The sequence below is a fragment of the Agromyces chromiiresistens genome, assembly GCF_029167465.1.
GTDB classification, from domain to species: Bacteria; Actinomycetota; Actinomycetes; order Actinomycetales; family Microbacteriaceae; genus Agromyces; species Agromyces chromiiresistens.
Genome location: NZ_JARFNL010000004.1, coordinates 358,948 through 382,542, shown reverse-complemented (window position 1 = coordinate 382,542; position 23,595 = coordinate 358,948). Strand labels below are relative to the sequence as shown.

Genomic DNA, 23,595 nt, shown 5'->3' with positions numbered 1-23,595 from the left:
ATCGAGGAGGTCGCCGGTGGCCACGAGTGCACGGCCGTTCTGGATCTACTGGACCGCGAGCACGACGAGCGGCGTCGGCACCGCGGTCACCGCCGTCGCGCTGCCGCTGACGGCCGTCACCGTGCTCCATGCCGGTCCGGTCGAGACGGGCCTGCTCGCCGCGTCGTCGTACCTCGCCTGGGTGGTGCTCGGCCTGCCGGCGGGAGCGATCGTGCATCGGCTGCCGCTGCGCGCGACGCAGGTCGTCGCCGACCTGGTGCGCGCCGCGGCGATCGTCATGGTGCCGCTCGTCTGGTGGCTGGGCGAGCTCTCGCTCGTGCACCTCGTCCTCACGGCGCTCGCGGTGAACGTGGCCGAGGTGTTCTACTTCACGGCCAACACGACGTTCCTGCCGTCCGTCGTACCGAAGCACGAGCTGACGAGCCGGAACAGCCTCGTCTCCGGCACCCAGGCCGCGACCCAGCTCGGCGGGCCCTCGCTCGCCGGCCTGCTCGTGCAGGCGGTCGGCGCGGTGCCCGCGCTGCTCGTCGACGTCGCCTCCTACGTCACGTCGGCGCTGCTCCTGCGCCGGCTGCCCGAGCGGCGCGAACCCGCCCCGGCCGACGGCGCCGCCCGCGCCGGGATGGGGGCGATGATCGCCGAGGGGTGGCGGTTTGTGGTGCGGCACCCGGTGATGGCGCCCGCCACCTGGTGGGCGTGCGTCGTCAACCTCGTCTGCGGCGTGCAGGCCGGACTGTTCGCGGTGTACCTGGTGCGCGACCTCGAGGCGCCGCCCGCCATGGTGGGAGTGCTGCTCGCCGCCGACGGCGTCGGTTCACTGCTCGCCGCGGCGGCCACACCCCGGCTCGTCCGCCGCTTCGGGTCGGCACGGGTACTGCTCGTCGACGGGCTGGTCGGGTTCGCCGGGGCCGCGCTCATTCCCCTCGGCGCCGGGGCGGCCGGCTGGCTGTGCTTCGCGATCGGCACCCTCGTGTTCGGCGCCGCGGTCGTGCCCGGCAGCGTCGTGACGCGCACGTACCGGCAGGTGGCCAGCCCGCCCGAGCTGCTCTCGCGCGTCATGGCGACGGTGCGCTTCGTCTCGTGGAGCATGATTCCGGTCGGCGCCGTCGTCGCGGGCCTGCTCGCCGCGCAGGTGGGCAGCCGGTCGGTGCTGCTCGGGTCCGCGTTCATCCTGCTGCTCGGCCCGTTCATCGTGTGGTTCAGCCCGGTGCGCAGGCTCCGCAACCTCGAGGACTACGACGAGGGGCGGCGCAGCGGGTCCTCGAAGAACTCGAGCAGCAGCGCCGCGGATGCCTCGGCCTCGACGCCCGCATAGACCTCGACCCGATGGTTGAGCCGGCGGTCGCGCAGCACGTCGTAGAGCGACCCGGCGGCGCCGGCCTTCTCGTCCCATGCGCCGAACACCACGGTCGGCACCCGCGCGGCGAGGATCGCGCCCGCGCACATCACGCACGGCTCGAGCGTGACGACGAGCGTGCAGCCCTCGAGCCGCCAGTCGCCGGTCGCCTCGGCGGCGCGGCGCAGCGCGATCACCTCGGCGTGCGCCGTGGGGTCGCCGTGCAGCTCGCGCTCGTTGCGGCTCGAGGCGACGACGCGGCCCTCGCGGTCGATCACGACGGCGCCGACCGGCACGTCGCGGGTCGCGGGCGCCCGGGCGGCCTCGGCGAGCGCGAGGCGCATCCACTCGCGGTGGATCGCCGGCCCCGAAGCATCCATGCCGTTCACCCCTTCGCCGAACTCCCCTGACGGAAGAAGACCCCCGCAACCTAGAATCGAGCCTATGCGAGTCCACGTTGCCGACCACCCGCTCATCACCCACAAACTGACGGTGCTCCGCGACGAGAACACGCCGTCGCCGGTGTTCCGCTCGCTCGTCGAAGAGCTCATGACCCTGCTCGCGTACGAGGGCACCCGCGGCGTCCGGGTCGAGCCGGTCGACATCGTGACCCCGGTCGCCCCGACCACGGGCGTGCGCATCGCCGACCCGAAGCCGCTCATCGTGCCGATCCTGCGCGCGGGTCTCGGCATGCTCGAGGGCATGGTGAAGCTCCTGCCGAGCGCCGAGGTCGGCTTCCTCGGCATGGCCCGCGACGAAGAGACCCTGCAGCCGACGACGTACGCCGAGCGGCTGCCCGACGACCTCTCCGACCGCCAGTGCTTCGTGCTCGACCCGATGCTCGCGACGGGCGGCTCGCTCAGCGCCGCGATCGAGTTCCTGCTCGCGCGCGGCGCGACCGACGTGACCGCGATCTGCATCCTCGCGACGCCCGAGGGGCTCGCTGCGGTCGAGAAGGCGCTGCACGGGCGCGAGGTCTCGCTCGTGCTCGGCGCGATCGACGAGCGCCTCAACGAGCACGGCTTCATCGTGCCCGGCCTCGGCGACGCGGGCGACCGCCTCTACGGCACGGTATAAGCCCACCGCCGATTCCACCGGTTCGAAGGATCTGCGAGGTCCGCCGCGCCGTGGCGCAGCTCCCTTGACGAAGATTTTACAGATTCACTATTCGTCGCAGATTCTTTCATGCGAGGCATCCGGCCGTCTGAATCCTCCGGATGCCTCGCGCTGACGCGCACCCGCTGCGACGTCACACCCCGTCATCCGGGGGTCACGAATTGACACACGCTCGACTCTCGGATTTACTCGCACCCATGACTGACAACGCACGCACCCTGACCACCCGCGAGGTGAACAGGACGACCGGCATCATGATGTCGGCGCGTGCGCCCATGTGTTGTCGAATGTGCCGCTGACCGCGACTCGACCGCCGAGTTCCGCAGCCGACCCGCATCCAGGTCGGCACGGACTCCACTGAACCCACCGGCTCTCGGGGGTTCGCCGGCCGTATCGGCCTCTCGTTTCCGACCCCGCAGATCGGGGTCGTCTGCAGCACCCTTCGACTCACAAGGATTCCCGTCATGTCTCTCGCACTCGCCACCGCTCCCGCCGCTCCCGTCGCCCCGGCCGTCCGCCCGGTGCAGGCCCGCACGGCCCCGTCGCTCTCCGCAGCCCCGTCGGCGGCGCCGCTCCGCTCGCTCTCCTCGGCCGTCGCCGCCGAGGCCGCCGCCGTCGCCCGGCCCGCCGCCGCGACGCCCGCCGCACCCCGGGTCCGCGCCGTGCCCGAAGGCACCGAGGCCCGCGGCTTCGTGCTCTACGTCGGCATCGACGAGGCCAAGGCCGCCGAAGACGGCACCACGCTCCACCGCATCGTCGAGGCGCTCCGCGCCCTGACCGCCGAGGTCGCCCCGTCGTCGGAGACCTACGCCGCCGTGGCCCTCGCTCCCGAGGGCGCCGGCGGCCGCGACGTCGACGTCGTGCGCCTCGCCCTGCAGGACCCGGCCGCCCTCGCGAAGCAGCGCGAGGGCAAGGGCACCCGCAACGACGCCGACCGTCACCCGAACGGCGTCATCATCGACATCTCGCGCAAGCGCGTGCTGCTCGACGGCGAGGCCGCCGGCCTCACCTACAAGGAGTTCGAGCTGCTGCAGTACCTCGTGCTGCGCGAGGGCCGCACGATCGACCGCCACGAGCTCATCGAGAACCTGTGGGACGCCGACGACGAGGCGCCGAGCGAGCGCACGATCGACGTGCACGTGCGGCGCCTGCGCTCGAAGCTCGCCCACTACCAGGACATCGTGCGCACCGTGCGCGGCGTCGGCTACCGCTTCGACCGTCACGCGGACGTGTCCATCCGCCAGGCTTCGACGCCGTCGCCCGACCTCTACTGAGCGCCCTGCGGTGCCGAGGCGAGCTCGCGCACCGCATGTGCAGGATCAGGCGTCGAGCGGGCTCGAATACGGCGGTACCGGCCGGCTCATCCTGCAAGTCGCAGCCGGATGCCGCACGGCAGGCACTCCGCCAGCCGTGTCTCGCACGCGATTGCAGGACATTCCATCCGGCAAGCCCGGATAGGGCGGCGCCGGCCGGCTCATCCTGCAAGTTGCGCGCGAGTGCCCCTCCGGTGGCCGATCACCCGTCTCGAGACGCATGATCCTTCGTCGCGCGCTACTCGGCCACCGGGTGCGCCCGCGCGACGTGGCTGCGGGCGTGCGCGACCGCGAGGCCGAGGTCGTCGAACAGGTGGTTCTGGTGACGCAGCGACGACACGACGCCGACCCGCGTCGCGACGCCGAGGTGATCGGCGCGGATGCCCTTCACGAGCACCGTGACCCCACGGCGCTCGAGCGCCGTGATGAGCTCGGTGATGACCTGGGCGCCCGTGGCGTCGAGCAGCTGCAGCTGCGACATGCGGATGATCACGACCTCGATGCCGCGGATGTCGCCGACGCGTTCGAGCATGCGCTCGGCCGCGCCGAAGAAGAGGGCGCCCTCGAGCCGGAACAGGGCGATGCGCTCGTCGCCGGGCTCGGCCGGCGGCGGCAGCTCCTCGCGGTGCACGCCGCTCGAGCGCGACAGTGCGCGCAGCGCGAAGAACGCCGCGACGGCGATGCCGATGAGCACGGCGTAGATGAGGTCGAAGCTCACCGTGATGACGGCCGTGACGACGAACACGACCGCATCCGACCGGGTCGAGCCGAGCACGGTGCGCACCGTCGCGAACGAGATCATGCGGGTCGCCGTGACCATCAGCACCCCGGCGAGCGCCGCGAGCGGGATGACGGCGACGACCGCGCCCCCGACGAGCACGATCGCGAGCAGCAGCAGCGCGTGCACCACGGCGGCGAGCCGTGTGCGTCCGCCCGAGCGCACGTTGACGGCCGTGCGTGCGATCGCCCCGGTGGCCGGCATGCCGCCGAAGAGCCCGGCCGCGACCGAGGCGAGCCCCTGCCCGACGAGCTCGCGGTCGGCGTCGTACGGGCCGGTGTCGGAGATCGACGCCGCGACGCGCGCCGAGAGCAGCGACTCGATGGCCGCGAGGGCGGCCACCGTGAGCGCCGCACCTGCGAGCCCGCTCATGGCCGCCCAGTCGGCCGTCGGCAGCGCCGGCGCCGGCAGCCCTGCGGGCAGTTCGCCGATCGTGGCGACGGGGGCCTGCACGAGCACGGCGACGGCGCTCACGACGATGATCGCGATGATCGAGCCGGGCAGCTTCGGATGCAGCCGCGGTGCGACGAGCATGATCGCGGCGACGACCGCGACGATGCCGATCGACCACGCGGCATCCGGCCATTCGACCGCCGCGAGCGACTGCACGGCCGCGACCGCGGCGTTCGTGCTCTCGCCGGGCGCCGAGCCGACCGCGGCCGGCACCTGCTGCAGGAAGATGATGATCGCGATCCCGAGCGTGAACCCCTCGATGACCGGCCACGGGATGTAGCTCACCGCACGGCCGAGCCGCAGCACGCCGGCCACGACGACGATCACTCCGGCGAGCACGCCCACGAGCGCGAGCACGCCGGCGCCGTGCGACGCGACGATGGGGGCGAGCACGACGACCATCGCACCGGTCGGCCCCGACACCTGCACGTTCGAGCCGCCGAACACCGCCGCCACGATGCCCGCGACGATCGCGGTGACGAGGCCCGCCTCGGCCCCGGCGCCCGAGCTGACGCCGAACGCGAGCGCGAGCGGCAGCGCGACGATCCCGACCGTGATGCCCGCGATCACGTCGCCCCGCCAGGTGCGGCGGAGGTCGCGGTAGTCGGCCGGGCTCGGCAGCAGCGCGAGCGCCGCACGCCCGAGGCGGGCGAGGGCGCCGGTGCGTGCCGTGCGCTCGGCGGCCGCCGGCGTCGGCCCGGTCACGAGCCCACGACCGCGGCGGGCGGGATCTCGGGCAGCCCGGTGCGCTCGATGAGCTGCCGCTCGGTCGTCTGCAGGATCTCGCCGAGCAGCGCCCGGGCGACGCGCAGCAGGTCGGCGACCTGCGGGTAGGCGAGCCGGTAGAACACCTGGTTGCCGCGGCGCTCGGCGACCACGAGCAGGTTGCGCTTGAGCACGGCGAGGTGCTGCGAGAGGTGCGAGGCCTCGAGGCCGGTGGCGTCGAGCAGCTCCGAGACGGATGCCTCGGGGCTGGCCGAGAGCACCTCGAGCACTCGCACCCGCAGGGGATGCGCGAGCCCCTTGAAGAGGTTCGCCTTCACCTCGTAGAGCGGCCGGTGGGCGTCGGGGTGCGGCACGAGACATCCTTCGTTTGATGGATTGATGAATCCATCATCCGCTGGAATCGGCTCTCGGAAGAATCACAGAACGATAACTAGCGCCTGTTACCGATCCGTTATATATTCGGAAGTGCGCCGGCTGTTTGCTGTGGCGGACGGCGCGGAATGTGATTGCAGGACACTCTTGGTGCAAGGGCGAGGGCCGGTCGTCAGCCTCTACGACCGGCCCTCAACCGTTCCCTCCTGCGCCGCCTCTCGCGGTTCCCTATTGTTGGATGCGTCCGATCGACGAAGGGGGCCGGCATGGCCGATCGCGCGACCACCGTCGCGGCGTGGGAGTCGCTCTTCCGTGCACAGGTGACCATCATGCGAGCGCTCGCGGCCGAGTTCCCGAGCGACGTGATCTCGCTCAACGAGTACGACGTGCTGTTCAACATCTCGCGCGCACCCGGTCGGCGACTGCGCCTGAAAGACCTCAACCGCAGCGTCCTCATCACGCAGCCGAGCGTGAGCCGACTCGTCGACCGTCTGGCCGCGCGCGGCTGCGTCACGAAGGCACCCGACCCCGCCGACGGGCGCGGCACGATCGTCGGCATCACCGAAGAGGGGTTCGCCCTGTTCCGCCGCGTCGCGATCTCGCACATGGACGCCATCAACCGGCAGTTCGGCGACGCGCTCTCCGACGACGAGCTGCACACCCTCACCGAGCTCTGCAACCGGCTGCGGGCCGACCCGCAGTAGCGCCCCCCGAACGGGACTAGACGCAGGGCGCCTTCGAGCAATACTCTCAGCCTCAAGAAGAGGTCCAGGGGTCGGGGCTTGGGGAGGTCGCCATGGAGATCGCGCTCGTCGTTCTGCAAGCCTGCGTCGTCATCGGGGCCATCGTGCTCGGCGTCCGGACCGGGGGCCTCGGCCTCGGGCTCTGGGGCGTCGTCGGCACGGTCATCCTGGTGTTCGTCTTCCAACTGCCGCCGGGCTCGATCCCGGTCGACGCCTTCTTCATCATCATCGCGGTGATCACTGCGTCGTCGGCGATGCAGGCGGCGGGCGGCATCGACTACCTCGTCGCGATCGCGTCGAAGATCATCCAGGCGAACCCGAAGCGGCTCACCTACGTCGCGCCGCTCGTCGCGTTCGTGTTCACGGTGCTCTCGGGCACGTCGAACATCTTCTTCGCCCTGATCCCGGTGATCTACGAGACGGCGTACCGCAACGGGCAGCGACCCGAGCGGGCGCTCGCGTCGTCGACGGTCACCTCGGGACTCGGCATCACCGCGAGCCCGGTGTCGGCGGCCATGGCCGCCTACCTCGTGCTCATGGACGGCACGGGCTACGGCCTGCCGCAGATCCTGCTCATCACGGTCCCGGCCGCGATCGTCGCGTGCATCGTGACGTCGATCGTGCAGCAGCGGGTCGGCAAGGACCTGCTCGACGACCCGGTGTTCCTCAAGCGCGTCGAGGCGGGCACCGTCGAGGTCCCCGAGGCGCTGAAGGCCCGCTACGCGGCGAAGGCCGGCTCCGGCACGACGGCCACGGCCGTGAAGACCGGCGGGTCGGATGCCTCGGCCGCGGCACCCGGTGACGCGAAGCCCGTGCGCATCGAGCACCCCGTGCCCCCGGGCGGCGCGATCTCGGCGTGGATCTTCGTCGCCGGCACGATGCTCATCGTGCTGCTCGGGCTGTTCCCGGGGCTCCGCCCCGCGTTCCCCGACGAGGAGGGGAACCTCGAGCCCATCGGCATGTCGACCGTCATCGAGATGATCATGTTCACGGTCGCCCTGGTCATCATCCTCGTGCGCAAGGTCAAGCCGTCGGCGGTCGTCGAACAGCCGCTGCTCAAGGCCGGCTTCGTCGCGGCCGTCGCGCTCTTCGGTATCGCGTGGATGGCCGACACGTTCATCTCGGCGAACGAGGAGACGATCATCGAGCCGCTCGGCGCGATGATCGAGGCCAACCCGCTGCTGCTCGCGGTCGCCCTCTTCATCGTCTGCGGCCTGACGACGAGCCAGTCGGCGACGACGAACACGATGATCCCGATCGCGCTGGCCGCCGGGCTGGCCCCGGGCATCATCACGGCGATGTGGCCGTCGCTCATCGGCGTCTGGCTCTTCCCGGCCAACGGCTCGCAGATCGCCGCGGTCGAGACCGACCTCACCGGGTCGACGAAGCTCACCCAGGTGCCGGTCTGGCACTCGTTCACGATCCCGATGCTGGTGTCGTGGGTCGCCGTCGTGCTCGCCGGCCTGCTGATCCAGCTCGTCGTCCCGGCCTGACCCGACGTCGCGCACCGCGGGCTGCCCCGCTCCGTTCGGCACACCTCGGACTTCCGTCAGAAGCGTCCATCGAAGGAGAGACCATGCCAGACACCGACGACCTGAAGCGTGCCGCCGCCGACCTCATGCCCGAGGTGATCGAACGGCTCGAGGCCCTCGTGCGCATCCCGTCCGTGGCCTTCCCGGGATTCGACCCCGAACCCGTGCACCGCATGGGCGAGGCCGTGGTCGAGCTGTTCGAGGCGGTCGGCGCCGAGGGCGTGCGCCTCCTCGACGTGCCCGGCGGCTACCCGTGCGTCTACGCCGACCTGCCCGGGCCGGAGGGCTCGCCGACCGTGCTGCTCTACGCGCACTACGACGTGCAGCCGGCGCCCGAGAGCCAGGGCTGGTCGAGCACGCCGTTCGAGCCCGTGACGAAGGCCGACGGCCGCATCTACGGTCGCGGCGCGGCCGACGACAAGTCGGGCCTCGTCATCCACTACGGCACGCTGAAGCTCATCGGGCCCGACCGGCCGTGCCGCATCAAGATCCTCGTCGAGGGCGAGGAGGAGACCATCTCGCATCTCGAGGGCTTCGTCGAGGCGAACCCCGAGCTGTTCGCGGCCGACGCCTACGTCATCGGCGACATCGGCCCGCAGAAGGTGGGCCGCCCCGGGCTCACGACCGCGCTCCGCGGCGATGTCGCGTGCACCGTGACGGTGCGCACGCTCGCGAACCCCGTGCACTCCGGCATGTTCGGCGGTGCGGCGCCCGACGCGATGACGGCGATGATCCGCATCCTCGACACCCTGCACGACGAGCACGGCGACACGGTCATCCCTGGCGTCGACAGCTCGGCGTGGAGCGGCGCCGACATGGACGAGGACGTCTACCGCGAGGGCTCGGCGATCCTGCCCGGCGTCGACTTCCTCGGCACGGGTTCACTCTCCGACCGCGTCTGGGCGAAGCCGTCGGTGACGGTGCTCGGCATGGACCTGCCGAACACGGCGGAGGCGTCGAACGTGCTGCTGCCCTCGGTCACCGCGAAGCTCTCGATGCGCATCGTGCCGGGCTCCGACGGCGACGCGCAGCTCGAGGCGCTCATGTCGCACCTGCGATCGCAGCGGCCGTGGAACTGCGAGGTCGAGGTCGAGAAGGTGAAGGTGGGTCACGCGTTCGCGGTGGATGCCTCGCATCCGGCGATCGTCGCCGCCGAGAGCGCCCTCGCCGACGCCTACGGCGCGCCCGTCGAGAACATCGGCAGCGGGGCGTCGATCCCGCTCGTCGCCTCCCTGCAGAAGGTCTCGCCCGGATCGGCGATCATCCTCTGGGGCGCTGAGGACACCGCGCAGTCCCGCATCCACGCGTCCGACGAGTCGGTCGACCCCGGAGAGATCGAGCGCATGATCGCGGCGCAGACGCTCTTCATCCGGGGTGTCGCGGCGTCGGCGCGGTCCTGAGCACCGGCGGGTCCGAGAAGGGGTGGGGTTCTCATGACCGCGGACGAGCCGACGCCGGACCAGCCGCCGGCGAACGTGCCGGAGAAGCGCATGACGGTGCTGCAGGCGACCTTCATCGGCGTCGGCTCGATGGTCGGCGCGGGCATCTTCGCGCTGCTCGGCGCCGCCGGCGCCGTCGCGGGCTCGGCCGTGTGGGTGTCGTTCCTCGTCGCCGGCATCATCGCCGCCCTGCAGGGCTACTCGTTCGCGAAGCTCGGTGCGAAGTACCCGTCGGGCGGCGGCATCCTCACCTACCTGTCGAAGGGGCTCGGCGAGGGCCATCTCACGGGCATCGGCTCGTGGCTCTTCTTCACGGCCGGGTCGATCGTCGTCGCGATGATCGCCTCGTCGTTCGGCGGCTACGCGAGCTCGGTGGTCGCGGGCGGCGACCCGGGGTGGGCGAAGGCGCTCGGGGTACTGCTCATCGTGGTCATGTCGTGCCTGAACGCGGTCGGCTCACAGGTCGTCGCGCGGGTGCAGTCGGTCATCGTCGTCGTCGTGCTCGCCATCCTCGTCGTCTTCGCCGCCGTGACGATCGCGAACTGGGATCCGGCGCTGCTCGACCCGGCCGGCTACCCGGGCCTGCAGCAGATCATCGCGAGCGTCGCGCTCACCTTCTTCGCATTCCTCGGCTTCGGTGTCATCACCTTCACCGCGAAGGACCTGCCGAACCCGTCGCGCCAGTTGCCGAAGGCGATCTACTTCGCACTCGCGATCGCGACGACGATCTACGTCGCCGTCTCGCTCGGCGTCTTCGGCACGCTGACGGCCGAGCAGGTCGTCGAATACGGCACGACGGCGCTCGCGGAGGCGGCGAAACCCACGCTCGGGCAGGCGGGCTACGTGCTGATGGTCGTCACGGCGCTGTTCTCGACGACGGGCGCGGTGAACGCCGGCCTGTACCCCTCGATCGGCATGACCCAGCACCTCGCCTCGGTCGGGCAGTTCCCGCCGGTGTTCGGCCGGTCGTTCGCCCGGTTCCCGTTCGGCCTCATCGTGATGGCGGTGCTCGCCATCGTGCTCGTCGTCGGGTTCGACCTGAACAAGATCGCTTCGATCGGCAGCGCGGTCGCGCTGCTCGTCTTCTCGGCGGTGACGGTCGCGCACTTCCGCATCTACCGCGAGACGGGTGCGAACATCGTGGTGCTCGTCATCGCGCTCGTCGCGACGCTCGGCACATTCGTCGTCTTCTGCACGACGACGCTCGTGAACGAGCCGGCGACCGCGATCGCCCTGGTCGCGATCATCGTGCTCGCCACGGTCGTGGACTTCGCCTGGAAGGCCGCGGCGGAACGGCGCACGACCGCCGCGCGCTGAGTCGCGACCGCGCACGACGATGGGGTGGGAACCCTACCTCCCACCCCATCGCGGTCTCGCATGGAGACCGTCCCGCCGAGCGACCCGAACTGAGCTCGGCGAGCTTGACCCGAGCGGTCGAGAGGGACATTCCGATCGCTCGGCACGTCGAGGTGCAACGGGCCGGTCCGGTCGGGTACGGACTCGGGTTGTGCTCGAATCGTAACCGCCAGCCCGAGTACGCCGCATCGCCCCGAACGGGGGGATTCCGACGGTCAGGCGGGCGACGGCCGGTTCGCGGGCTCAGGGCCAGTCGACGGATGCCTCGTAACCGGGGTGCTCGCGCAGGTACGCCGCGATGAACGGGCACTCGGGCACGATGCGGTCGCCACGGGAGACCGCGTCGTCGAGCACGTACTTCGCGAGGCGACTGCCGAGGCCGCGGCCCCCGAACTCGGGCTTGATCACGGTGTGGGTGAACACGATCGCCCGCGGCTCGAGCCGGAACTGCGCGAACCCGGCCCGCTCGCCGTCGACGACCAGCTGGTACCGCTGCCGGTCGTCGAGGCGAGTGATCTCCACGAGGGCGGCGGGCTCGGCCGCGCGGGCGTCGCTCACTGCTCGACCGGCTCGACGCGGTCGTCGCCGGCCGCCTGGTCGACGGCCGTGGTCGAGGCATCCCCCTGCTCGACCGCGATCTTGCGCGGCTTCGCCTTCTCACTGACGGGGATCGTGACGCTCAGCACGCCGTTCGTGTAGCTCGCGGAGATGCGGTCGGTGTCGACGCCCTGGCCGAGGTTGAGCTGCCGCAGGAACGAGGCGGCCTCGCGCTCGCGCGTGATCCACTTCACGCCGTCGCCGGTCGTCAGGGTGCGCTCGGCTCGGATGGTGAGCAGCTGGCCGTCGACGTCGATGTCGACCGAGCCGGGGTCGATCCCCGGCAGGTCGGCGGTCAGCACGTAGTGGTCGCCGTCGCGGTAGAGATCCATCGGCATGCGGCGCGGGCCGCGCCGGGTGTCGAAGAGGGCGGACGCGACCCGGTCGAGGTCGCGGAACGGGTCGTAGGCGGTGGCCATGATTCCTCCTGGTCGATGATGTTGAGTCGATCTGACTCAACTCTCTATCGAACATAACGCCGGCCCGCGCGGAGGATTCCGGGTCGGCGTGCGCCGACAGCGAACGGCCACGGGCGACATGGTGGATGCCTCGGCTCGAGCCCGCGGCATCCGCCTGCTGCTCGTGGTGACGGTGACCGGAGGTGGTCGCGACGAGGGCGATCAACCATGCGAAGACGAGCGTGAACGCGACGATCTCGAACACCGTCAGGTTGAACCACCCCAGCAGGTCGTAGCCCGCCATCGCCGCAACCTCGACGGCGAGCGCGACGTACGAGAAGCAGACGAACCCGCGCGGCATGCGCTCCGCGTACCAGCGGGTGCCGAGGCAGAGCGACGCGAACGCCGCCGCGGCGAGGAGGGCGAACGCGTTGTGCAGCACGGGCACCCGGTCGATCGGCACGGCGCCGACGCCCATGAGCCCGAAGCCGACGAGGCCGATGTGCACCCGCATCGTGGTGCGGGCGCCACGACGGATGCCGAACCGTCCGACCGCGAGTGCGCGGGTCAGCGCTCCGGAGAGGCCCGCCATTCCGGCGCCCGACACGACGACCGCGACGTTGAAGCACAGTGCGGCGAGGTCGTTCGACGTGCCCAGGGTCGAGAAGTTGCGGGTCCACCAGTCGCCCGTGGGCGTGATGCTCATGCTCGCGAGGCTGCCCGCGGCGAGCAGCATGGCGACGAGGTTGAAGGTGCGATATGCCTCGTGGTCGAGCGCGTGCCGGTGCAGTCGGTAGGTGCCGATGCCGAAGACGCCACCGAGCAGCAGCCCGTACAGTCCGTGCCCGCCCGGCAGGGGGTCGAACGCGGCCGCCGTGAAGTGCACGGCGAGCAGGGCGAGCGACGCCCAGGCGAGTCCGTTCGCGATCGCCCGCGGACGCGCGCCGAGGCCCGGCAGCCGCAGGTGTGCGATCGCCGCCAGGCTCGTGCGCGACGCCGAGGCGACGAGCAGCGCAGCGCACACGGCGGCGCCGCCCGCGATCGCGGGCACGAGACCCGCCGGGTCGAGCGATCGATGGCCGAGGACCCCGCCGTCGAACGTCGCGTCGTGCACGAATGCGCGATACAGCACGATCGAGACGGCAGCCGCGATGAGCAGTGCGTAGACGCGTCGCACGATCGACGCGAAGCGGGCCTGGGGCACCGCGAAGGCCGCGGCGGTGTCGCCGGCGGCGGGCAGCGCGACCGGCCGGCCGTGCTGATCACGGTCGGCATCGCCCGGGTCGCTCGCTCCGAGAGAAGTCGCGAGCGCCCGGCCGTATGAGGCGGAGATCGTCCCCGCGCGTTCACCCCACATCGGTCGATGTCCTTCACCGGAATCAGACGTCACACGAGCCTAACCGCGAGATTCCGGCGCTGCCATCGTACGGATCGAATGGAATCGGCCGACCGAGGCGCCGACGAGGGCCTCGACGGCCGCGTCGAGCCGGTCTCATCCCGTGTTCGATACACTACGGGGGTATCCCATCTTTCCGGAGGTGACCGCCCGATGCTCGACCGGATCCGTGGTGCGGCACTGCCGGCCTCGCGCACCGCGCGGGCGACGCTCCTGAGCGTGGTCGCGATGGCGGCCCTCATCGTCGGCCTGCTCGCGATGCATGCGACGGGATCGAGCCCGGAGCACTCGACGCACGTCGCGCCGACCTCCGCCGCACACCATGCGAACCCGGCGACGGACGCCCGCCACGCGGCCCGCGCCGAGCCCGAGGCATCCATCGCGGGTGCCGGTCACGCACCGGCCGACCTGGGCGACTGCGCGCTCATGATGCTCGGGTGCGTCATGCTCGTCGCCGCGGTCGCCGTGCTCATCGTCGCCGCCCCCGGAGCGGCCCGGGCCGTCGCGCGCGCCGTCGACGACACGCGTGCGCTGCTGCGGAGCAGCGCACCGCCGCGACCACCGAGCCTCATCGCACTCTCCATCAGTCGGACCTGAGTCGACCTCGACCCGCGACCGCGGAAGCGGCCTCCCGTGCACCCCGTGCATGCCGAGCGACCGCACCGCCTGCCGCTGCGGCGCCCCCTCGGGAGCCGCATCGCATCGAATCCACGACTCACGACTCCGACGGAAGAAGCAACCCATGAACACGACCCAGACCCTGCGCGCCGCCGCCGCGGCCGCCATCGCCGCGACCGCAGCGCTCGCCTTCGCGGCCTGCTCCGCCGCAGGCGGCGGCACCGGCACGAGCGCCGGCACCGACCCCGGCTCCGCGAACGACGCCGACGTGATGTTCGCCCGGATGATGATCCCGCACCACGAACAGGCGGTCGAGATGAGCGACGACCTGCTCGCGAAGGACGGCATCGACCCGGCCGTGCGCGACCTCGCGACGCAGATCAAGGACGCCCAGCAACCCGAGATCGACCAGCTGAACACCTGGCTCGAGGAGTGGGGCGCCGTCGACGACGCGATGCCGGGCATGGACCACGGCGACGGCGGCGGCATGGATCACGGATCGTCAGGCGACGGCATGATGTCGGACGACGACATGGCGGCCCTCGCCGAGGCCACCGGCGACGAGGCATCCCGCCTGTTCCTCGAGCAGATGATCGTGCACCACGAGGGCGCGATCGAGATGGCCGAGGCCGAGCTCGCCGACGGGGCGCACCCCGGCGCCCTCGAGATGGCGCAGGCGATCGCCGACACCCAGGCCGACGAGATCGCGACGATGCAGGAGCTGCTCGGCGAGGGCTGACCCGCGCGCGAGCCCCGGCGTTCGCCCATCGCTCGAACGTCGAAGCGGCCCCGCCTCACAGAGCGGGGCCGCTTCCGTTCTGGGGGGCGGACACCCCGGCGGCGTGCCGCGTCAGGGGCGCGGTTCGCCGCCCTGCTCGTGCTCGTGGAGCACCTCGCGGTCGGCCTCGTTGAGCGCCGCCTCGCCCTCGTCGCCCTCGGCGATGACCGCGTCCTCCTCGAACGACATGCGCAGGTTGCGGCTGAAGAAGCGGGTGATCGAGGCCAGCACGATGAAGCCGACCGCCAGCCAGAGCATCCCGTAGAGCATCGCGTCGCCGCTGAGGTTGAGCCAGAGCAGCACGGTGAGGGCGATGCCGATGAGCGGCAGCACGATGTTGCGGAAGACCTGCGCGAACCCCTTGACCTGCTTGTTGCGCACGGCGAAGTGCAGGATCACCGTGAGGTTCACGATCGTGAACGCGATGAGCGCGCCGAAGTTGATGAGCGTGAAGATGAAGTCGAGGTCGGCGACGGCGGCGCCGAGCGAGACGATGCCGACGAAGATCACGGCGACGGCCGGCGTGCGGAACTTCGGGTGCACGAACGAGAAGAAGTGCGAGATCGGCCCGGTGCCGTTGCGACCCATGACGTAGATCATGCGCGAGACGCTCGCGTGCGAGGCGAGGCTCGACGCGACCGCTGCGGCCACCGCGGCCGACACGAAGAAGATCTGGAAGATGATGCCGCCGACCGAGTTCGCGATCTCGGGCAGGGCCGTGCCCTCGAAGCCCGCGTCGGTCGGGAAGAGCGACTGGGTGAACCAGGCGGCGGTGAAGAAGATGAGCCCGCCGAGCACGAGGGCGAGCACGATCGCCTTCGGCACGGTGTGCGCGTCCTTCGCCTCCTCCGTGTACATCGTGATCGCGTCGAAGCCGATGAATGAGAAGCACACGATCGTCGCCGCGCTCACGACCGCCATGATCTGCACGTTCGCGTGCCAGAACGGCTCGAGGCTGAACGGCGTGCCGTTGCCCGCGCCCTGGTTCAGGGCGTTCCAGGCGAGCACGATGAACACGCCGATGAGCACGATCTGGAAGATGAGCAGCGTCGCGTTGACCCGCGACGTCGAGCTGATGCTCCAGAGGTTCAGCAGGGTGATCACCGCGACGTAGCCGACGACCCAGATCCAGCCCGGCACCTCGGGGAAGAACGACTCGAGGTACTGGCGCACGAGCAGCGCGTTGACGAGCGGCAGCAGGAGATAGTCGAGCAGGGCCGTCCAGCCGACGATCCAGCCGACGTTGGGGTGGATCGTCTCCGAGGCGTACGTGTACGCCGACCCGGCCGACGGATAGACCCGGGTCATTCGCCCGTAGCTGATCGCGGTGAAGATCATCACGACGAGCGCGACGAGGTACGCGAGCGGCACGACACCACCGCTCGCCTCCGAGACGTAGCCGAACGTGTCGAAGACGGTCATCGGCGTCATGTAGCCCAGGCCGAGGCCGACGATCGCCCATAGGCCGAGCGAGCGCTTCAGCGTCGGGTTCGCCATCGTGGCGGTTCGGGTCATCATCGATCCTCTCGGGTCTTCGTTGTCGAGCAGGGTGACGCTACCCGATCGCGAACCGCCGAGCCCCGACATTGTGTCCAGCGAAGCGCGACGAACCCTCCACTGTGTCCATCACCCCCACGGGTGAGCGTTCTCAGCGGAGCACGTCACGGGCACTCCCGGAAAACAGTGAAGGCGGCTCGCAAGCTGCGAACCGCCTTCTTCCGTGCGCCCGGAGGGACTCGAACCCCCAACCTTCTGATCCGTAGTCAGATGCTCTATCCATTGAGCTACGGGCGCATCAGATGCCGCCTGCCGCAGGCTTCGCGATCAGGCAACCACGTAACTCTAACCCAAGCCGCGTCGGTTCGCCAATCGAGGGTCGCGCGGGCCCCGAGGCATCCCACCGCCGCCTCGACCGATTCGCGCGCGACGGTCGCGACGGTCGCGACGGTCGCGACGGTCGCGACGGTCGCGACGGTAGGAAGAATCGTGCGACACCCCGCGCCGAGGCGGCGACACGCCGCCGCTTCGGCAGAAGTTCCTACATTCGGGCCTCGAGACGATTCGGATGCCGCGGCGAGGGCACCGAGGCACCCGAATCGCCCGGCGTCCGAGCCGGCACGGGCACGGGCACGGCCACGGGCACGGGCACGGCCACGGGCACGAGCACGAGCACGGGCACGGCCATCCCCCTAGCCCTTGACGGCGCCGCCGAGACCGGCGCCGCGGAGGAACAGCCGCTGGAACACGAGGAACAGCGCGACGGGGATGAGCGTCGAGATCGCGAGCGCCGCGAGGAACACGTCGAGCTCGGTCTGCGACTGCACCGCCGGCAGGCGCACCGACAGGGGCTGCACCGCGGGATCGGGCAGCACGAGCAGCGGCCAGAGGAAGTCCTTCCAGGCGGCGATCACCGCGAACACCGAGACGACGCCGAGGATGGGCTTCGACATCGGCAGCACGATCGACCAGAACACCCGGAAGGGCCCCGCGCCGTCGGTGCGGGCCGCCTCGAACACCTCGCGCGGCAGCCCGTCGAAGAACCGCTTCACGAGCAGGATGTTGAACGCGTTCGCCGCGGCCGGCAGCCACACCGCCCAGTACGTGTTGAGCAGCGACGTGTCGATGAGCGGCGGGTGCAGGATCGTCAGGTACAGCGGCACGAGCAGCACGACCGCGGGGATGAACAGCGTCGCGAGCACGAGCGCGTTCAGCACCGGCGCGTACTTCGGCCGCAGGATCGACAGCGCGTAGCCGGCCGTCGTCGCGATCAGCAGCTGGAAGAACCACGATCCGGCCGCCACCCAGATCGTGTTGAGGAAGTACTGATCGATGTGGATGTCGATCCACGCCTGCTCGAGGTTCGCCCAGTCGATGCCGTTCGGCCAGAGGGCGAACGGCTGGGTGAGCGTGTCCTGCGTGGGCGTGACGGCCGCCTTGGCGAGCCACAGGAGCGGGCCGAGCCCGGCGACGACGAGCCCGGCGAAGAGGAACACGTGGATCGCGCCCATCGACGCGCGGACGCCGCCGCGCCCCCGTTCGTGCTCGGAGACGATGCCCCGGTCGCCCCCGTCCTCCTTGGCGCCCCGGCCGCGCCGCGTCATCCGCGACAGGCGTGCGCGCAGCGTGATGGAATCCGCCGTCGTGGCGGGGGCCGTGCCCTGCGCGGTGGTCAATTCGTGCTCCAACGGTCGGTCAGCTTGAAGTAGAGCCAGCTCAGCAGGCCCAGGAAGACCGCGAGCATGAGGCTCAGCGCGGTCGCCTCCCCGTAGTCGCCGCCGAGGCTGTTCTGGAAGGCGTAGCGGTAGATCAGCAGCAGCACGGTGAGGGTCGAGTTGTTCGGTCCGCCGCCCGTGAACAGGTACGGCTCGAGGAAGACCTGCGCGGTGCCGATGACCTGCAGGATCAGCATGATGAAGAGGATGCCGCGCAGCTGCGGCAGCGTGACGTGCCAGATCTTGCGCCAGATGCCGGCGCCGTCGACCTCGGCGGCGTCGTAGAGCTCGGGCGGCACCGCGATGAGCGCCGCGAGGTAGATGATGATCGACCCGCCGGCGGCGGCCCACGTCGCCTCGATGACGAGCGACGGCATCGCCGTCACCGACGACTGCAGCCACGGCTGAGGCGGGATCCCGACCCAGCCGAGCACGGTGTTGAAGACCCCGTCGGGGCTCGCGTTGTAGAACACCTTCCAGAGCAGCACCGCGACGACGGGCGGCACGACGACGGGCAGGTAGGCCAGTGCGCTGTACAGGCCCTTGCCGCGGCGGACCTCGCTCATCAGCACCGCCATGAGGATCGGCAGCGGGAACCCGAACACGAGCGCGAGACCGGCGAAGTACAGCGTGTTGAGCACCGCGGTGCCGAGGTTCGGGTCGCTCAGCACACGTGCGAAGTTGTCGAGCCCGACCCACACGGGCGGCGTGATCAGGTTCGTCTTCTGGAAGCTCATGACGACCGCCTGCGCGATCGGGCCCCAGCTGAAGACCCCGAACACGACGAGCATGGGCGCGAGGAACGCGAGGTTCCACAGCCCGCCGCCGCGCACCCAGGTGACCGGAGTGCGGCGACGGCGGCGCGCCGCCGCACTCGGCTTCGAGGGCCCGGGATGCCGCGGCAGGGCCTCCGCCGCGGCATCCCGTTCGATCATCGTGGTCACTGGTCGAGCAGGGCCTGCGCGTCGACGTCGACCTGCTTCAGCAGCGCGTCGATGTCGGCGTTCTCATCGGTCAGCACGGCCTGCACGAGGTTGTCCATGAGGGCGTAGATCGGCTGCGTCTGCCCCTTGAACTCACCCACCGGCGTCTGCTCGAAGATGCCCTCGGTGAAGCCCGTCATCTGGTCGAGCGGAACGTTGACGTAGGGGGCGATCCACTCCTGCGACTCGAGGTAGGTCTCCTTGTCGAGCACGGGCAGCACCGGGGTGCCGACCGCCTGGTCCGACTCCGACAGCGCCTTCGCGTCGGCGACGGCCGCGTCCTCGTTCAGGAGCTTCTGCATGTAGTACCAGTCGATCCACTTGACCGCCGCGGCCTTCGTGTCGTCGTCGAGCGTCGGCGGCATGACCGCGATGTCGCCGCCGCCGAGCACGCCGCCGCCGTTCTCCGTCGGGATCACGGTGAGGCCGTAGATGTCGGGGCTCATGCCGAAGTCGCGCACGAGCGCCGTGTAGACGTCGGAGCCCGAGGTGTACATGCCGAGGTTGCCGGCGGCGAACTCCTGGTTGATGCTGCCCCAGTCGAGGTCGAAGGTCGACCCCATCGAGTCATCCTCCCAGCGGAGGTCGTGCAGGTACTCGAGCGTCGCCTTCGTCGCGTCGTTGTCGATGGTCGACGTGTAGCTGCCGTCGTCGTTGGCCTGCTGCAGCGACGCGCCGCGCGAGTCGGCCTGCACCGAGAGCTGCCAGCCGCCGGTGTTGCCGGCCGCCATCGTCGCGTACCCGGCCTTGCCGGTCTTCTCGGCGATGGTCTTCGCGGCTGCGCGCACCTCGTCCCACGTGGTCGGCGGGTTGTCGGGGTCGAGCCCGGCCTGCTCGAACAGGTCGCGGTTGTAGTGCAGGCCGTTGGCGTACGCCTGCCGCGGGAAGCCGTAGATCCGGTCGTCGCCGCCGGTGACCTCGTCGAGGATGATCGGGTTGAACTTGTCGGAGTACCCGAGCTCCTGCAGCTCGTCGGTCACGTCCATCAACTGGCCGTTCTCGAGCAGCGTCTTCGTGTCGGTGAAGGGCACGGTGAACACATCGGGCAGGCTGCCGCCCGCCAGCTGGGCGGCGAAGGTCGGCGCCGTCCATTCGTACTCGAGGCCGACGACGTCGATGTCGGGGTTCGCCTTCTCGAACTGCTTCTCCTGCTCGGCGAAGGCGTCGTAGGCGGCCTGGTCGGCGCCGGGCGGGAAGGTGGCGACGCGCAGTTCGAGCTTGCCGTCGTCGCCGCCCGCATCGGCGCTGCAGGCGGCGAGCGAGCCGGCGACCACGAGGGCGGTGAGCCCCGCGATCGCGATGCTGCGTGATGACTTCATTGTCCTGTTCCTTTCGGTGCTGTGCTGGGTGGTGCGGATGGTGCGGTTCCGGGGTGGTGCGATGGTGCGGTTCAGGGATGCCTCGGCGCCGGCGCGACGCGCAGCCAGGCCGTCGCATCGGCGGGGAGCAGGCCCGCCTCGAGCGGCGAGCTCGCGAGCAGGATGCTCTCGTGGTCGGGCAGCGCGACGGCCGCCCGCCCGAGGTTCGTGATCGAGACGAGGTCGTCGCCTCGGCGGAAGCAGAGCACGTCGGCGCCCGCGTCGATCCACGTCATGGGCCCGTCGCCGAGGGCGGCCTCCCGCTTGCGGAGCGCCAGCGCCTGGCGGTAGAGCCAGAGCATCGACGACGGGTCGGCCTGCTGGGCCTGCACGGTGAGCGACGCCCACTCGTCGGGCTGCGGCAGCCACGGTGCGGCCCCGTCGGGGCCGAACCCGAACGGCGCCGTCGTGCCCCGCCAGGGCAGCGGCACGCGGCATCCGTCGCGTCCGGGGTCGACGCCGCCCGAGCGGTAGTGCATCGGGTCTTCGAGCACGTCGCGCGGCAGCTCGACCTCGGGCAGTCCGAGCTCGTCGCCCTGGTAGAGGTAGAGCGAGCCGGGCAGCGCCGCCGTGAGCAGGGCCGCGGCCCGGGCCCGGCGCGTGCCGAGCTCGACGTCGGTGGGGGTGCCGAAGCGCTTCTTCGCGAAGGCGAACGACGAGTCGTCGCGGCCGTACCGGGTGACCGGCCGGGTCACGTCGTGGTTCGACAGCACCCAGGTGCTCGGGGCGCCGACGGGCGCGTGCGCGGCGAGCATGAGGTCGATCGAGGCGCGGAGCTCACCCGCCGCCCACGGCCGCGACATGAAGTCGAAGTTGAACGCCGTGTGCATCTCGTCGGGACGCAGGTAGGCCGCGAAGCGGGCGGCGTCCGGCACCCAGACCTCGCCGACCAGCACGCGCGTGCCGTCGTACGAGTCGGCGATGCGCCGCCACGAGCGGTAGACCTCGTGCACCTCGTCGCGATCCTCGGTTGGGTGCTGCCCCGGCGCGACCGTCTCGGGGACCTCGCGGAGCTCCGGGTCCTTGATGAGCAGGCCGGCCGAGTCGATGCGCACGCCGGCGACGCCGCGGTCGAACCAGAACCGCAGGATCTCCTCGTGCTCGGCGCGCACGTCGGGGTGGTTCCAGTTGAGGTCGGGCTGCTCGGGGGTGAAGAGGTGCAGGTACCACTCCCCCGGCGTGCCGTCGGGGTTCACCGTGCGGGTCCATGTGTCGCCCTGGAAGTTCGAGACCCAGCGGGTCGGCATCTCGTCGCCGTTCGGGCCCTTGCCCGGGTGGAACCAGAAGCGCTCGCGCTCGGGGCTGCCGGGACCGGCCGCGAGGGCGGCTTCGAACCAGGGATGCCTCGAGCTCACGTGGTTCGGGACGATGTCGATGATCGTGCGGATGCCGCGCTCGGCGGCCGCGGTGATGAGGCGCTCGGCGTCGGCGAGCGTGCCGAAGGCGGGGTGGATGTCGCGGTAGTCGGCCACGTCGTAGCCGCCGTCGGCGAGGGGCGACGGGTACCAGGGGTTGAACCACAGGGCGTCGACGCCGAGGTCGGCGAGGTAGTCGAGCCGGCTCAGCACGCCGCGCAGGTCGCCCGTGCCGTCGCCGTCGGAGTCGGCGAAGCTGCGCACGTACACCTGGTAGATGACGGCACTGCGCCACCAGAGCGGATCGTGCGCGAGGGCGGGCGGCACGGTTCCGGCGGCGGTGAGTGGCATGGTCACGCGGTCGTTCTCCTCGAGTCGGGCGGGCTTCGCGCCGGACCGTGGGAGACGCCGGCGTCGATGCGCCTCAACGTAATGAGAGCAACAGAATGATGCAACTATTCAACAATCGAGCACAGATTTGCGACAGCTTGCGTCGACTTGCGGCAGTCGTTTGCACGAACAGGTCGGTCGAGTGGGCGCGCGGCGCCGTATCGAGACCAGCGGCGCGCGGAGCGGTGGTCTCGATACGCGGTTCGCGCTACCCGACCGACCGCGCCGGCGCCGGCGCCGTCGACCCGCGCACCACGAGCTCGGGCGCGAAGAAGACCTCGTCGCCGATCGTGCGCTCGCTCGACATCTGCCGCATGAGCAGCTCGATGATCATCTTGCCCATCGACTCGATCGGCTGGCGCACCGTCGTGAGCGGCGGCTCGGTGCAGTTCATGAGCGCCGAGTCGTCGAAGCCGATCACCGACACGTCCTCGGGCACGCGCAGCCCGGCCCGCCGGGCGGCCCGCACCGCACCGAGCGCCATCGGGTCGCTCGCGCAGACGATGCCGGTGACCCCTGCCGCGAGCAGCTTCGCGGCCGCGGTCTGCCCCGACTCGAGCGAGTAGAACGAGTGCACGATGCGATCATCGGGCAGGTCGACGCCGAGCCGCTCGGCCGTCGCGAGCGCGGCCGCGAGCTTGCGCCGCGACGGCACATGGTCGCTCGGCCCGAGCAGCAGCCCGATCCGCTCGTGGCCGAGCTGTGCGAGGTGGCCGAGCGCCTGCTCGGTCGAGACGGCGTCGTCGCACGACACGGTCGCGAAGCCGATGCCGTCGATCGGCGCGTTCACGAGCACCGTCGGCAGCTTGAGCTCGCGCAACCGCTCGTAGTGGTCGTGGTTCACGTCGGCCTGGGCGTACGCGCCGCCCGCGAAGATGACGCCCGACACCTGCTGGTGCAGCAGCAGCTCGACGTAGTCGGACTCGGAGATGCCGCCCGCCGTCTGGATGCAGAGCACCGGGGTGAAGCCGTTCTGCGCGAGCCCGCCGCCGATCACCTCGGCGAGCGCGGGGAAGATCGGGTTCTGCAGTTCGGGCATGACGAGCCCGACGAGGCGGGCCCGCTCGCCGCGCAGCTTCGTCGGGCGTTCGTAGCCGAGCACGTCGAGCGCCGTGAGCACCGCGTCGCGCGTCGACGGCGAGACACCCGGCTTGCCGTTGAGCACGCGGCTCACGGTCGCCTCGCTGACTCCGACCTTGCGTGCGACGTCCGCGAGCCTTCTCGACATGGCGGCAATGCTACGCGAACGCTTGCAAGAACTCGACAAGATCTCGAGGCGCGAGGGGATGCCTCGTCAACCCCTTGCCCGCGCGCCCGGCACGACGGCAGCATCGAGCCGAGGGGGT

Annotated in this window: 21 protein-coding genes and 1 tRNA gene; 10 read left to right on the top strand and 12 right to left on the bottom strand. The window is 70.8% G+C overall.

Going from position 1 to position 23,595, the window contains the following annotated elements; translation table 11 throughout:
- The first annotated feature begins 16 nt into the window (after positions 1-16).
- Positions 17-1,315 (top strand): MFS transporter, encoded by a 1,299-nt coding sequence (locus PX701_RS09195; RefSeq protein WP_275506104.1) that lies wholly within the window; start codon positions 17-19, stop codon positions 1,313-1,315.
- Here the strand turns inward: PX701_RS09195 and tadA are convergent.
- Positions 1,234-1,716 carry a tRNA adenosine(34) deaminase TadA gene (tadA, locus tag PX701_RS09190; protein WP_231428874.1) on the bottom strand — a complete coding sequence of 161 codons (483 nt, stop codon included), beginning with the start codon at positions 1,714-1,716 and terminating at the stop codon, positions 1,234-1,236. The genes PX701_RS09195 and tadA overlap by 82 nt on opposite strands.
- Positions 1,717-1,780: 64 nt before the next feature.
- Between tadA and upp the strand changes: the two genes are divergently transcribed.
- Both upp and PX701_RS09180 read left to right on the top strand, forming a co-directional pair.
- Positions 1,781-2,413, top strand: a complete 633-nt coding sequence (gene upp / locus PX701_RS09185) for a uracil phosphoribosyltransferase (RefSeq protein ID WP_231428875.1) — start codon at positions 1,781-1,783, stop codon at positions 2,411-2,413.
- Between the two features lie 503 nt (positions 2,414-2,916).
- Positions 2,917-3,726: a winged helix-turn-helix domain-containing protein gene (locus PX701_RS09180; RefSeq protein WP_275506103.1), complete on the top strand. Its 810-nt coding sequence runs from the start codon at positions 2,917-2,919 to the stop codon at positions 3,724-3,726.
- 277 nt (positions 3,727-4,003) lie between these two features.
- Here the strand turns inward: PX701_RS09180 and PX701_RS09175 are convergent, their stop codons facing one another.
- Entirely contained in the window at positions 4,004-5,701 is a 1,698-nt protein-coding gene (locus tag PX701_RS09175) for a SulP family inorganic anion transporter (RefSeq protein WP_420831070.1), read from the bottom strand.
- A complete protein-coding gene (locus tag PX701_RS09170; protein WP_231428877.1) occupies positions 5,698-6,075 on the bottom strand; it encodes an ArsR/SmtB family transcription factor in 378 nt (125 codons plus the stop codon). The genes PX701_RS09175 and PX701_RS09170 overlap by 4 nt, the downstream gene beginning before the upstream one ends.
- Positions 6,076-6,360: 285 nt before the next feature.
- Between PX701_RS09170 and PX701_RS09165 the strand changes: the two genes are divergently transcribed.
- From PX701_RS09165 to PX701_RS09150, 4 genes are all read left to right on the top strand, one after another.
- The gene (locus PX701_RS09165) at positions 6,361-6,798 is read left to right on the top strand and encodes a MarR family winged helix-turn-helix transcriptional regulator (protein WP_231428878.1); all 438 of its coding nucleotides are present in this window, start codon (positions 6,361-6,363) and stop codon (positions 6,796-6,798) included.
- 92 nt (positions 6,799-6,890) lie between these two features.
- Positions 6,891-8,330 carry an SLC13 family permease gene (locus PX701_RS09160; protein ID WP_231428879.1) on the top strand — a complete coding sequence of 480 codons (1,440 nt, stop codon included), beginning with the start codon at positions 6,891-6,893 and terminating at the stop codon, positions 8,328-8,330.
- 83 nt (positions 8,331-8,413) lie between these two features.
- Positions 8,414-9,769: a M20/M25/M40 family metallo-hydrolase gene (locus PX701_RS09155; RefSeq protein WP_275506102.1), complete on the top strand. Its 1,356-nt coding sequence runs from the start codon at positions 8,414-8,416 to the stop codon at positions 9,767-9,769.
- A 33-nt stretch (positions 9,770-9,802) separates the two neighbouring features.
- Positions 9,803-11,125, top strand: a complete 1,323-nt coding sequence (locus tag PX701_RS09150; RefSeq protein ID WP_231428881.1) for an APC family permease — start codon at positions 9,803-9,805, stop codon at positions 11,123-11,125.
- A 282-nt stretch (positions 11,126-11,407) separates the two neighbouring features.
- On the opposite strand, the gene PX701_RS09145 is transcribed toward PX701_RS09150, so the two are convergent.
- Positions 11,408-11,722: a GNAT family N-acetyltransferase gene (locus tag PX701_RS09145; RefSeq protein WP_275506101.1), complete on the bottom strand. Its 315-nt coding sequence runs from the start codon at positions 11,720-11,722 to the stop codon at positions 11,408-11,410.
- Complete coding sequence (locus PX701_RS09140) at positions 11,719-12,180, bottom strand: Hsp20/alpha crystallin family protein (protein ID WP_231428883.1); 462 nt, start codon at positions 12,178-12,180, stop codon at positions 11,719-11,721. The genes PX701_RS09145 and PX701_RS09140 overlap by 4 nt, the downstream gene beginning before the upstream one ends.
- An 88-nt stretch (positions 12,181-12,268) precedes the next feature.
- Between PX701_RS09140 and PX701_RS09135 the strand changes: the two genes are divergently transcribed.
- From PX701_RS09135 to PX701_RS09125, 3 genes are all read left to right on the top strand, one after another.
- Positions 12,269-13,483 (top strand): hypothetical protein, encoded by a 1,215-nt coding sequence (locus PX701_RS09135; RefSeq protein ID WP_275506100.1) that lies wholly within the window; start codon positions 12,269-12,271, stop codon positions 13,481-13,483.
- Between the two features lie 225 nt (positions 13,484-13,708).
- On the top strand, positions 13,709-14,152 hold the full coding sequence (locus tag PX701_RS09130; RefSeq protein ID WP_231428885.1) for a DUF6153 family protein: 444 nt from the start codon (positions 13,709-13,711) through the stop codon (positions 14,150-14,152).
- Between the two features lie 145 nt (positions 14,153-14,297).
- A complete protein-coding gene (locus PX701_RS09125; RefSeq protein ID WP_231428886.1) occupies positions 14,298-14,912 on the top strand; it encodes a DUF305 domain-containing protein in 615 nt (204 codons plus the stop codon).
- Between the two features lie 111 nt (positions 14,913-15,023).
- Here the strand turns inward: PX701_RS09125 and PX701_RS09120 are convergent, their stop codons facing one another.
- From PX701_RS09120 to PX701_RS09090, 7 genes are all read right to left on the bottom strand, one after another.
- Positions 15,024-16,466, bottom strand: coding sequence for an APC family permease (locus PX701_RS09120; protein WP_275506099.1), 1,443 nt, complete (start codon positions 16,464-16,466; stop codon positions 15,024-15,026).
- Positions 16,467-16,672: 206 nt separating this feature from the next.
- Positions 16,673-16,745: transfer RNA gene (locus PX701_RS09115), tRNA-Arg, on the bottom strand.
- Positions 16,746-17,140: 395 nt separating this feature from the next.
- Positions 17,141-18,052, bottom strand: a complete 912-nt coding sequence (locus tag PX701_RS09110; protein WP_275506777.1) for a carbohydrate ABC transporter permease — start codon at positions 18,050-18,052, stop codon at positions 17,141-17,143.
- Positions 18,053-18,120: 68 nt separating this feature from the next.
- On the bottom strand, positions 18,121-19,098 hold the full coding sequence (locus PX701_RS09105) for a carbohydrate ABC transporter permease (RefSeq protein WP_275506776.1): 978 nt from the start codon (positions 19,096-19,098) through the stop codon (positions 18,121-18,123).
- Positions 19,099-19,103: 5 nt separating this feature from the next.
- Positions 19,104-20,465, bottom strand: coding sequence for an ABC transporter substrate-binding protein (locus PX701_RS09100; protein ID WP_275506098.1), 1,362 nt, complete (start codon positions 20,463-20,465; stop codon positions 19,104-19,106).
- Between the two features lie 71 nt (positions 20,466-20,536).
- Positions 20,537-22,210 carry a glycoside hydrolase family 13 protein gene (locus PX701_RS09095; RefSeq protein WP_231432198.1) on the bottom strand — a complete coding sequence of 558 codons (1,674 nt, stop codon included), beginning with the start codon at positions 22,208-22,210 and terminating at the stop codon, positions 20,537-20,539.
- A 247-nt stretch (positions 22,211-22,457) separates the two neighbouring features.
- Positions 22,458-23,477, bottom strand: coding sequence for a LacI family DNA-binding transcriptional regulator (locus PX701_RS09090; RefSeq protein WP_231428911.1), 1,020 nt, complete (start codon positions 23,475-23,477; stop codon positions 22,458-22,460).
- Positions 23,478-23,595: the final 118 nt, after the last annotated feature.

Excerpts from the sequence above, each read along its gene's own strand:
- PX701_RS09125 (WP_231428886.1), top strand. The coding sequence starts at position 14,298 with ATGAACACGACCCAGACCCTGCGCGCCGCCGCCGCGGCCGCCATCGCC.
- PX701_RS09090 (WP_231428911.1), bottom strand. The coding sequence starts at position 23,477 with ATGTCGAGAAGGCTCGCGGACGTCGCACGCAAGGTCGGAGTCAGCGAG.
- PX701_RS09120 (WP_275506099.1), bottom strand. The coding sequence starts at position 16,466 with ATGACCCGAACCGCCACGATGGCGAACCCGACGCTGAAGCGCTCGCTC.
- upp (WP_231428875.1), top strand. The coding sequence starts at position 1,781 with ATGCGAGTCCACGTTGCCGACCACCCGCTCATCACCCACAAACTGACG.
- PX701_RS09160 (WP_231428879.1), top strand. The coding sequence starts at position 6,891 with ATGGAGATCGCGCTCGTCGTTCTGCAAGCCTGCGTCGTCATCGGGGCC.
- PX701_RS09140 (WP_231428883.1), bottom strand. The coding sequence starts at position 12,180 with ATGGCCACCGCCTACGACCCGTTCCGCGACCTCGACCGGGTCGCGTCC.
- PX701_RS09100 (WP_275506098.1), bottom strand. The coding sequence starts at position 20,465 with ATGAAGTCATCACGCAGCATCGCGATCGCGGGGCTCACCGCCCTCGTG.
- PX701_RS09130 (WP_231428885.1), top strand. The coding sequence starts at position 13,709 with ATGCTCGACCGGATCCGTGGTGCGGCACTGCCGGCCTCGCGCACCGCG.
- tadA (WP_231428874.1), bottom strand. The coding sequence starts at position 1,716 with ATGGATGCTTCGGGGCCGGCGATCCACCGCGAGTGGATGCGCCTCGCG.
- PX701_RS09150 (WP_231428881.1), top strand. The coding sequence starts at position 9,803 with ATGACCGCGGACGAGCCGACGCCGGACCAGCCGCCGGCGAACGTGCCG.
- PX701_RS09165 (WP_231428878.1), top strand. The coding sequence starts at position 6,361 with ATGGCCGATCGCGCGACCACCGTCGCGGCGTGGGAGTCGCTCTTCCGT.
- PX701_RS09155 (WP_275506102.1), top strand. The coding sequence starts at position 8,414 with ATGCCAGACACCGACGACCTGAAGCGTGCCGCCGCCGACCTCATGCCC.
- PX701_RS09105 (WP_275506776.1), bottom strand. The coding sequence starts at position 19,098 with ATGATCGAACGGGATGCCGCGGCGGAGGCCCTGCCGCGGCATCCCGGG.
- PX701_RS09095 (WP_231432198.1), bottom strand. The coding sequence starts at position 22,210 with ATGCCACTCACCGCCGCCGGAACCGTGCCGCCCGCCCTCGCGCACGAT.
- PX701_RS09180 (WP_275506103.1), top strand. The coding sequence starts at position 2,917 with ATGTCTCTCGCACTCGCCACCGCTCCCGCCGCTCCCGTCGCCCCGGCC.
- PX701_RS09110 (WP_275506777.1), bottom strand. The coding sequence starts at position 18,052 with ATGACGCGGCGCGGCCGGGGCGCCAAGGAGGACGGGGGCGACCGGGGC.